Origin of the sequence: Marinomonas foliarum (assembly GCF_003337275.1) — a bacterium.
GTDB classification, from domain to species: domain Bacteria; phylum Pseudomonadota; class Gammaproteobacteria; order Pseudomonadales; family Marinomonadaceae; genus Marinomonas; species Marinomonas foliarum.
This window is the reverse complement of the sequence record NZ_QPJQ01000055.1, coordinates 1-11,141: the sequence shown is the minus strand read 5'-3', so window position 1 is coordinate 11,141 and position 11,141 is coordinate 1. Positions and strand designations below refer to the sequence as shown.

Genomic DNA, 11,141 nt, shown 5'->3' with positions numbered 1-11,141 from the left:
CACTTGAATGTCTTTGGTAATCCACTGGTTTTCACTTACCGTCCCCTGTCTATTTATAATAACAAATGAGGCGACAACTATCCTGACACAGGGGGCCTTAGTGCTTTTAAAAAAGCAAATGCTGATATCTCTATTTTATTGAGTCCTGGTACGCCAGCCATGCAAGCTATTTGGATTTTGCTTGGGAAGACGAAGTACTCTGCTCGCTTTTATCGATCAAGCAAAGAGCAAGGCGCTCAAGAGGTAAAAATACCTTTTGAAATTTCTGCTGAATATACACCGTCAGCAACCAAGTTAACCACTACACAACTCACAGAGCTTATTAATGATGGTGTGAGTTCCAGTGCAGCTTTTGAAAATATTATTACTCAAAATCCAGTGATGGAGCGCTTAAAGTATCAAGCTGAAGTTCTTGCTAAGCGTGAAGTACCGGTACTGATTCAAGGCGAAACAGGAACGGGGAAAGAGCTTTTTGCAAGAGCCATTCACAATGCTAGCTCACGTGCAGGTAAGCCTTTTGTTGCAGTGAACTGTGGTGCGTTTCCTTCAGAGCTGGTGGACTCCATGTTGTTTGGTCACAAAAAAGGCGCTTTTACGGGAGCATCAGCTGATCGACAAGGGTATTTCCAGCAAGCTAATGATGGAACTCTTTTTTTAGACGAGTTTGGTGAGCTAGAACCTAGTGTCCAGGTTAGGTTGCTGCGGGTTCTACAAGAAGGCGTTATTACGCCTGTAGGAGCAGTCAAAGAGGAAAGCGTGAATGTTCGTATTATTACGGCCACTCACAGAAACTTGATGCAAGCTATTCATGATGGACATTTTCGAGAAGACCTTTTTTATCGTGTAGCAGTAGGCGTTCTTTCATTGCCACCACTTCGAGAGCGACAGGGCGATATTACTTTACTAGCCGATGCGTTATTGATGGATATGGCAAAGCAAGATGTAGCCCTGATAAATAAAAAAATTTCTGCAAATGCAAAAAATATTATTCTTTCACAATTGTGGCCAGGTAATATACGTGAGTTACGATCAACTTTATTACGGGCTTCTCTATGGAGCAGTGAAGACCTATTATCGGCTGATGATATCAAACAAGCCTTGTTTGATAGATCGCAAAATAATACCAGTTTGTTAGATAAGGATGTTTCTCAAGGTATTGATATTCAAAATATTATTTCTGATTTGGTAAAGCATTATATTCCCAAAGCGCTCGCTCAAGCCAACGGTAACAAGTCAAAAGCCGCGGCACTTTTGGGGCTGAAAAATTACCAAACATTAACCAACTGGATGGATAAATACGACGTGAAATAGAAGTTGGCACAGCTTTCGCTATAACACGAGTATGAGAACAATATTATTTATGAAATCACAAAACTTTGAGTTTTTACGTCCTGAAAACGAGGCCTTAGCAAACCTTGCGGGTTTGGCTGAAGCGGTACTGCACATTGATCCAGGTAGTACTTTGACTCGTTTACGCGCTTTTGCTGAAGAGCTCACCAAAACCATATACAAAGAAGAGAACTTGCCACGTATGCCCATGGCAAGTTTTCACGAATTGGCCAGCGATAGTGTGTTTAAAAATTGTACAGATCCTTCGTTGGTGAATTACATCCATATGTTACGTAAGCAAGGCAATGCCACCGCTCATGGTAGTGAAGGGGATAAAAGCTCGGCGCTCATTAATTTAGACATCGCGCACCAGCTATCCATGTATCTTGCTGTTAAATATTATGGGAAAACGGCGTCACAAATCCCTGCCATGAAAGAGATTTCTGACACCAATGCTCTGGCCATAAAAGTGGCTGGCTCGTTAGTCAAGGCCAAAGAAGAACTGGATAAGCAGAAACAGCTCAATGACGAACTGCTCGAACAGATTGAAAAAGAACGCACTAAAAACCTTAAGTACCTCGATGCACCAGCGTTTCCTGATCAGCAGAAGCGTAAGCAAGAAAGCGAAGCCGTTGCCGATAGCCTGCAATGGAACGAAGCTAAAACTCGTAAGCTGTTAATTGACGCCATGCTGGTGCAAGCGGGTTGGAATGTAACGGATCCAGACCAAGTTGGTATTGAAGTGGAAGTTGCTTTTCCAAATAATCCATCCGGTAAGGGATACGTTGACTATGTGTTGTGGGGCAGCGATGGCAAGCCTCTCGCAGTCGTCGAAGCGAAGCGCTCTAGCAGTAGCTCAGACCAAGCAGGACGTGAACAAGCTCGCTTGTATGCCAATTCACTTGAGCAGCAATTCGGTCAGCGCCCAGTGATTTTCTACACCAATGGCTACGAGACCTTTATTTGGGACGACGCCCAATACAATACACCGCGAATCGTCTACGGCTTTTACAGTAAAGACAGTCTGGATTATCTGATTTACCAACGTCAATACCGTGATAACCAGCTTGAGCAAAATAACCCCAATTTAAATATTGCCGATCGTCTGTATCAGATCAACGCCATTAAATCGGTAGCGCATACTTTCCAAGAACAGCGCCGCAAAGCCTTGATTATCCAAGCGACAGGCACAGGCAAAACCCGTGTTTCCATCGCGTTGGCGGATTTGATGTTAAACGCCGGTTGGGCCAAGCGCGTACTCTTTCTATGTGACCGCAAAGAGCTGCGTACCCAAGCCAGTGAAGCGTTCAAAACCAATTTGCCCAGCGAGCCACGCTGTGAAATCGGCGAAACCAATAAAATCGACGAAAACGCGCGTATTTACGTGTCCACTTACCCCGGCATGATGAACCGCTTTGCTCAGCTGGATGTGGGCTTCTTTGACCTGATCATTGCCGATGAAAGTCACCGCAGTATCTACAACCGCTATCGTGATATTTTTGATTATTTTGATGCGTTACAGGTAGGCTTAACCGCTACGCCAGTAACGTTTATCAGTCGTAATACCTTTGATATGTTTGGTTGTGAAACCACGGACCCAACGTATCAGTTTGGTTTAAAAGAAGCCATCGAACATGAGCCACCTTATTTGGTGGATTTCAAAGTCAAAGACGTCACCACAGAGTTTCTTCGTGATGGTATTCACTACAACGACTTAACCGATGCTCAAAAGCGCCAGTTAGAAGACGACCTAGGTTTTGACGAAGCGCAAAATGCCTCGTACCAAGGCAAAGACATAGGTCGTAAAATCTTCAGTGAAAAAACCGACCAAGAGATTCTTGAAAACTTGATGAATTATGGCATCAAGGATGAAACCAACTCCCTAGTGGGAAAAACGATTGTCTTTGCGAATAACCAAAAACACGCAGAACATTTAGAGAAATTATTCTGCAAGCTCTATCCGCAGTATGGCAATAAAGTCTGCAAAGTCATTCACAACAAGGTTTCCCACGTCGAGAGCTTGATAAAAGAGTTTAAAAAAGGCGACAACGATTTCCGTATCGCCATTTCGATCGACATGCTGGACACAGGTATTGACGTACCTGAAGTGGTGAACCTGGTCTTTGCGAAAACCGTTAAATCATCGGTTAAATTCTGGCAGATGATTGGCCGAGGAACACGTTTATGTAAAAACTTGTTTGGTAAAGGCAAAGACAAAACGGAATTTTTGATTTTTGATCACTACGGGAATTTTGATTTTTTTGAACAAGAGTACAAAGAACCTCAAGATGTGGGTGGCAAGCCACTACTGCAAACCTGCTTCGAGGCTCGTGTTAATCTCGCGATTCAAGCCCTTAAACATAACCACCGAGAAGGCTTTGACACGGCCATAGCACTTATCAAAGCAGATCTGTCTGCATTGCCTCGTAAAAGTGTTGCTGTGCGCAAGGAACTGCGCCAAGTGGATACCTTGATTCAGACCGAACGCCTTCAGACACTCGACGCCACGACGCAGTATCTATTGCTAGATACTATCGCGCCATTGATGGCAGCACGTCCGCTAGAGGACAAACACGCGACTCAGCTAGATCGTTTGATGGCGGCGGTGGAAACCAGCTTTATTGAGCAGTCGGCAAGCTTCGAAGATGGCCGCGACACCTTAATCGAGCAAATATCTACTTTAGCGGTAAATATTCAAGCGGTTCGCCAAAAGCAAGCCATCATAGACGAAGTGAACAGCGCTGAATTTTGGCAAGCGCCCAGTATCGTCAAGCTAGAAAACGCTCGGACTCAACTGCGCAGTATTATGAAATTTCGCCAAAGCGAATCTACAGCAGGCAAGGATCCACTGAAAACCCGTACTCAAGATGGCAAAGTGGTGACAGAAGTGCGCGAGCATAAACTGTATAACAAAGACGAAGTCAGTGTTTACCGTCGCCGAGCCAAAGAGCTGCTAGACAATTTAGTCGCGACGAATCCGATTTTACAAAAAATCAAAGCCCATGAGCCGGTGTCTGAAGACGACCTTAAAAACCTTACCTCGACCATTTTAACCACGCATCCCACTGTGAGCTTGGATACCCTGAACGCGTTTTATGGTCGTACAGCAGACCAACTGCACATCACTTTGCAAGAATTGGTGGGACTTGAGCCAGAAAAAGTCAGTGAACACTTCACCGACTTTGTGCATCGCCACCCGAATCTTACCTCGCAGCAAGTGCGGTTTATGGACTTGCTCAAAACCTACATCACCAACTACGGCTTCATCGACATCGGAAAGCTCTATGAAGCGCCGTTTACAAGCGTCAGCCCAAATGGTGTCGATGGCGTATTTAAAGAAGCTGATGTTAAAGACCTAGTATCTGTACTTAAACCTTTTTTTAAACCGACTGCCTCTGGCGCGTCGGCAAGCTAAATCAAAAGAGAGACCTTATGTTAACTGGACCAATCCGTAACGACATCGACAAACTATGGGCGAAATTCTGGACAGGGGGCATTACTAACCCCCTGACCGTGATCGAACAGATCAGCTACCTCATGTTTGCCCGTATGCTCGATATGCAAGAAGAAGCGGAAGAACGCAAAGCTAATCGAACAGGCAAAGCCTTCGTACGTCTTTTTCCGGACACCAAGGAAGGTCAATTATTGCGTTGGAAAAACTTCAAAAACTTGTCTGGCAAAGAGCTACATAAACACCTAAAAAACGAAGTGTACCCATATTTTTCCAAACTGGGTGATGTCGCAGAGATAGATCAAGTTGAAGAGAATACGCCAGTCAAAGCCATGGGTCACATCAGTGAGTATATGGAAGACGCGGATCTCGAAATCAAAAACGAATCTGTGCTGGTGGCCGCCTTGGAAATGGTGGACTCCTTACCGCTAAACCAAAGCGACGTGAAAGGCGACATCTACGAATACTTACTCAGCAAGCTGACTACCGCCGGCATCAACGGCCAGTTTCGTACACCGCGCCACATTATCGACGCGATGATAGAAATAATCGAACCGCAACCGTTCGATACTATTTGTGATCCGTCTTGCGGTACGGCTGGTTTCTTAGCTCGCACTATGGAATATCTAAATCGTCAGTACACCAGCCCAGAGGCTATTTGGGAAGACGAAGAAGGCAACAAACATTATCCTGGCGACAAATTAGAGAACTACCGCGAGCACATCAGTGATGATATGTTTTGGGGCTTTGACTTCGACACCACCATGCTGCGCGTGTCCAGCATGAACATGATGCTACACAGTGTGAATGGCTCCAACATCGTCTACCAAGACACCCTAAACAAATCCATACGGGAACACTTCCCCAAACAGGAAGAAAACTACTTTGATGTCATCTTAGCGAACCCGCCCTTTAAAGGCAGCCTAGACGAAACCAACACCAATCCCGAACTGCTCAGCATGGTTAAAACCAAAAAGACCGAGCTGCTGTTCGTCGCGCACATCTTACGTTCCCTAAAACTCGGTGGCCGCGCCGCCGTCATCGTACCCGATGGCGTGTTATTTGGCTCTTCCAAAGCCCACCAACAGCTACGCCAAGAACTGATAGAAAACAACCAACTCGAAGGCATCATCAGCTTACCCAGCGGCGTATTCAAACCCTACGCCGGCGTTAGCACCGCCATTTTACTCTTCACCAAAGGTGGCACCACAGAGCGAGTTTGGTTCTACGACTTACAAGCCGACGGCTATTCACTGGATGATAAACGCGCCCCACTCAAAGGCGACGGCAGCAACGACCTGCCAGACGCCATCGCCAAATGGAAAGCCTACCGTAAGCTGGTTGAAAGCAACTTCGACTTTTCGCAGTTTGGTGATGACGCGCAGGGATGCGCTAATCCAGAAAATTCAGGAGCATATTTTCAGGACAAGACTCAAAAAGCCTTCGTCGTCGACGCCGCCGACATCACCAGCAACAAATACGACCTCTCCATCAACCGCTACAAAAAAGTCGTATACGAAGAAGAACAATACGAAGACCCCAAAGTCATCCTTGGCAAACTCATGGCGCTGGAAAACGACATCATGGCAGACCTGAAAGAACTGGAGGGGATGCTATGAAATGGCCGATGGTGAAATTGGGGGAGGTCTGTCATACAGTGACAAAAGGAACAACGCCAACTTCTTTAGGGTACGAGTTTTCAAGTGAAGGAATCCCTTTTTTACGTATCCAAAACATATCAAATAACACTGTATCTCTAGATGATGTGCTTTATATCGATGAAGAAACTAACGAAGCACTAAAGCGATCAAAAATAATTCCTGGTGATTTACTTATTACAATTGCAGGGACAATAGGTAAAACAGCAATTGTTCCAGATGATTTTCCAGAGAGTAATTGCAACCAAGCATTAGCAATTATCCGATTTGACTCAAAAATACTTTGGCCTAAGTATCTATTGTATTGGCTAGGTACTACTTCTGCTCTAAATCAAATTACAGGTATGAAAGTTACAGCAACTATCTCTAATCTAAGCTTAGGGCAAATTAAAGAGTTAGTTCTTGCACTCCCCCCATTAGAAGAGCAAAAACGCATCGCCGCCATCCTCGACAAGGCCGACGCCATCCGCCGCAAACGCCAACAAGCCATAAAACTCGCCGACGACTTCCTACGCGCTGTGTTTTTGGACATGTTTGGTGATCCGGTGACGAATCCCAAGGGGTGGGAAGTGAAGCCTTTAAGCTACGGTATAGATTCCATTACTTCAGGTTGGAGTGCTAAAGGTGAAGGTTACCCCTGTAAAGAAGGAGAACTTGGTGTTTTAAAAATTTCAGCAGTAACAAGTGGAAGATTTAATTCCCAAGAAAATAAATTTGTGCACGGTGATGATATTCCAAATGGAAAACGTTTGGTATTTCCTAAAAAAGGAGATCTTCTTTTTAGTCGAGCTAACACCCGCGAACTTGTAGCTGCGACATGTATTGTTCAAGATGATTGCGAAAATGCTTTTTTACCCGATAAATTATGGAATATAAAAACGGACAGTAGTGTTTTATTACCTGAATTTTTGAATTGCCTGATTTGGGAGCCGAAATTTAAAGAAACACTTACATCCCAAGCAACAGGTACGAGTGGATCGATGCTAAATATATCTAAAGGAAAATTTGAGGCTACTGACGCAATTTTTCCAAGCATATCTATTCAGTATAGATTTAGGGCAGTTTACTGGAAAATGCAAAAAACTATAATAAGCTTAAATCATTTTCTTGATGAATCTGAATATTCTTTTTCATCGCTGAGTCAGCGCGCATTCTCAGGTCATCTATAGGGGTAGATTTCAATGGATTTATTTGGCCCGTTGACAATAAAACTTACCTTACCTGCAAAGTCAGCTCCTGGACGAAAAGTTGGTGGCAATCTTATTCACAAACTCTTGTTCAGAGCAACAAAAGTTGAGGCTCAAATCAAAGTTGCAGAGTTCTCAGGGTATTTTGAACTTGTCACAGGGCTGAAGCCTCCTCTGAATATCGTCTATTTAAAAAAACCAAATGTCAGGGGGAAATGCAGGCAAGGATTGCCGTCCCTTAAAAGCAAAGAAAACTTCTCCTTGGAAAATTGGTCGGAAGATATCCAGCTAAGCTGGGAACAATTTCCAGAACAATCATTTCCTACAGAACCTGATGAAATTAACGACCTTTGGCGTCATCAATTTCAGTTTAAAGAGGAAAACGCTGAACTTGGCCTCCCCGGCCTTCGAAAGCCTCAGCTGGGTGCTCTCCACGCCATTGCAGGCTATTTTTCGACAGATTTGCGGGTGGAGCCAGCGACAGCTGTATTGCCTACTGGGACGGGGAAAACAGAAACGATGCTGGCCACTATGGTATACCAGCAGTGTAAAAAAATACTTCTTATTGTCCCATCTGACTCTCTAAGGTCACAAATATCAAAAAAATTTATTGATCTGGGGTATTTGCCAGAGCTCACGGTTGTACCAAATGATATTTCACTACCAAATGTTGCGATTATTCGAAAGGGAATTCAGTCAGCCGAAGAGGCGAGTATACTGGCTGGTGCTGCGAACGTATTGGTAGCAACAACTAGCGTCTTGTCTGCCTGCTCTAATGCAGCCTTGAAGGCACTTTGTGAGGCGTGTAGTCATCTTTTTGTAGACGAAGCCCATCATATATCAGCTAATTCTTGGCAAGTGATTCGAGAAAAATTCAAAGAAAAGCGTGTAGTCCAATTTACAGCAACTCCATTTAGAAATGATAAGAAATCTCTTGGCGGGAAGATTGTCTATAACTACACCATGGGAGAGGCGCAGCGAGCGGGCTATTTCACAAATGTCAATTTGTTGCCTGTTGAAGAGTATTATCCTGATCTCATAGATGCTGCAATCGCAGAAAAAGCGATTAATCAGCTTCGTACAGATATAAGCAATGGCCTTGATCACTTGCTCATGGCGCGAACGAGTAATAAACATCGTGCAGATGAGCTGATTGATCTTTATCAGAGCTTAGCTCCAGACCTTGAGCCAATCGTTGTTCATTCTGGGTACTCTAAAGGGGATGTTAGAAAGCGTCTTGATAACTTGCTGGCAAAAAAATCCAAAATTGTTATTTGTGTTGATATGTTGGGTGAAGGTTATGATCTACCCAATTTGAAAATTGCAGCACTTCATGATCATCACAAAAGCTTGGCGGTTACATTGCAGTTCATTGGCCGATTTACACGTGTCAATCTAGCTCAAAACCTTGGGATTGCTACTGTAGTAATGAATGTTGCTGACCCTGCTGTCGAGGGCGAGTTGCAACACCTTTATTCAATAGGAGCTGATTGGGATAGCGTTCTCAGAAGGCTCTCGGAAGGAAGAATTGCTCGGGAGATTAAGCTTCAAGAATTAGTTGATTCTTTAAAGGAAAAAGGTGATTTGCATGATCAGATTTCCTTATCGAACCTTGAGCCCAGCTGTTCCGCGATGTTATTCAAAACCTCCTGTGATAATTGGTCTCCTGAGAAGTATGAAGAGAGCTTGCCAAAATTCGATGAGTATTGGCATGCAATAGCAGACGATAAAAATTTGCTTGTGGTTCTTGCTCTTCAATCATCTACAGTCCGATGGGGTAGCTACAAGGATCTAAAAGATACGAACTATAAAGTTCTTGTTGCGCATTGGGATTCAGATAGATCGGCCTTGTTTGTTTTCTCGAATGATTATAAAGTCTTTCGTGCAGAAGAGCTGGCAAGCACTTTGTGTAATGGAATGTGCGAGCTTGTTAGTGGTGCCAAGGTATTCAATGTTTTCAATGGGATTGAATATCCGTTGGCAAGAAATTTGGGAGCATCTCAGATTGGTTCTATCAGTTTCACTCAATATTTTGGGCCTAATGTAACTGAAGGGCTTTCATTAATTGAGGCCTCTCAATCCAGCTTGAGTAATATCGCTGCACTAGGGTATGAATCGGGCAATCGTGTGATTTGGGGGTGCTCTCAGCGCAAAGGTAAAGTCTGGTCGCCACAGAAAGGTGGCAACATTGCTGATTGGTGTGACTGGGTTAAGCGTGCCTGGGATAAGATTTTCAGTTCAGAGCCAGATCCCAACAATTTGACACGTAACTTCTTACGCCCCGTTCCACTTCTCGCACCCTATAATGAGTATCCGATATCAGCTCAATGGGGCGAGTATTTACTTACCGCCTTTGAGGATAAGATAAATTTTCATTTTGGTTCTATGACCGCTCATTTGTATCTTGTCGAAGTAAGAACCGACGGCAAGTTTGATGATGGCAGTGTGCGACTTGTTTTTTCTACGGATGAAGTTGAATCCGAATATAAGCTTTCTCTCTTAGGAGACTCGACTCCAAAAGGCTACAACTATCAGCTGATTTCTGGTCCTGAGGTCTTTGTTCAACGAGGTGAATCTGATCCCGTACCTCTCCAGGAGTATATGGAAATTGACCCAGTGATGATCCATTATGCTGATGGTGCATTCTCTTACAATGCACATATTGTTCATGTTAGTCAGAATATTGGACTCTTTGATAGTAGGGAAATTATTTCATTTGACTGGAGAGAGACAGATATTAGGAAGGAGTCCATGGGATATGAGCGCGATCAAACGTCGATTCAATGGCGATGGTTTAAAGAAATACAAGATGACTATGATGTCATTGTCAATGACGATGGTAAAGGCGAGTCTGCTGATTTAGTTGGGTTAAAATTCATAGACGATTGTATTGTATTGACCTTAATTCATTGTAAGTACTCAGGTGCAGATGAGCCAGGGGCTCGGCTTAGCGATTTGTATGAGGTATGTGGACAAGCACAGCGCTGCATTCGCTGGAAGCATCTTAATCTTACTAATTGGTACAACCATATTAAGCATCGAGAACAACAGTGGCGATCACACGGTTATTCGCGTTTTCTAAAAGGCACAATCAAAGATCTTTTTGTCATTAAAGAACGCTCCAGAACTACGCCTATTCGATTTGGAGTTGTTATTGTCCAACCTGGAATAGATGTAAAAAAAATTAATGATGAAGGACTTAAGTTGCTTGGTAGCACGGCACTTTTTATTAAGAAAACGACGATGGCAGATTTAGCCGTTATTGGTTCCAAATAAGGGTATGTATCGAATATGAGAATCACAAAAATATCATTAACAAATTTCCGCTCTTTTAAAGATACACAGTCAATTCATGTAGCTCCAGTAACGTTATTATTTGGCCCCAATAGTGTCGGAAAGAGCTCGGTCTTAATGGCACTAGGGAACATACGAACAAGTAAGACAATTTTTAGCTGACTTTCAGCTTGTGACAGTATTTCCTCAGAAGCGACATTTAATCACCACTTAACCCACTTG

At 43.7% G+C, this 11,141-nt stretch carries 6 protein-coding genes; all 6 read left to right on the top strand.

Features of this window, described 5'->3' with window-relative positions; translation table 11 throughout:
* Positions 1-159 precede the first annotated feature (159 nt).
* From DFP77_RS18775 to DFP77_RS20055, 6 genes are read left to right on the top strand one after another with little or no spacing between them, the layout of a single operon-like run.
* Positions 160-1,311 carry a sigma-54 interaction domain-containing protein gene (locus DFP77_RS18775; RefSeq protein ID WP_114413725.1) on the top strand — a complete coding sequence of 384 codons (1,152 nt, stop codon included), beginning with the start codon at positions 160-162 and terminating at the stop codon, positions 1,309-1,311.
* A 49-nt stretch (positions 1,312-1,360) separates the two neighbouring features.
* The gene (locus DFP77_RS18770) at positions 1,361-4,744 is read left to right on the top strand and encodes a DEAD/DEAH box helicase family protein (protein ID WP_181858595.1); all 3,384 of its coding nucleotides are present in this window, start codon (positions 1,361-1,363) and stop codon (positions 4,742-4,744) included.
* A 17-nt stretch (positions 4,745-4,761) separates the two neighbouring features.
* The gene (locus tag DFP77_RS18765) at positions 4,762-6,399 is read left to right on the top strand and encodes a type I restriction-modification system subunit M (RefSeq protein WP_114413723.1); all 1,638 of its coding nucleotides are present in this window, start codon (positions 4,762-4,764) and stop codon (positions 6,397-6,399) included.
* Positions 6,396-7,607 (top strand): restriction endonuclease subunit S, encoded by a 1,212-nt coding sequence (locus tag DFP77_RS18760; protein WP_114413722.1) that lies wholly within the window; start codon positions 6,396-6,398, stop codon positions 7,605-7,607. Before DFP77_RS18765 ends, DFP77_RS18760 begins: the two co-directional genes overlap by 4 nt.
* 12 nt (positions 7,608-7,619) lie before the next feature.
* Positions 7,620-10,901: a DEAD/DEAH box helicase gene (locus DFP77_RS18755; protein ID WP_114413721.1), complete on the top strand. Its 3,282-nt coding sequence runs from the start codon at positions 7,620-7,622 to the stop codon at positions 10,899-10,901.
* Between the two features lie 15 nt (positions 10,902-10,916).
* Positions 10,917-11,081 (top strand): AAA family ATPase, encoded by a 165-nt coding sequence (locus DFP77_RS20055; RefSeq protein WP_181858594.1) that lies wholly within the window; start codon positions 10,917-10,919, stop codon positions 11,079-11,081.
* Positions 11,082-11,141 lie beyond the last annotated feature (60 nt).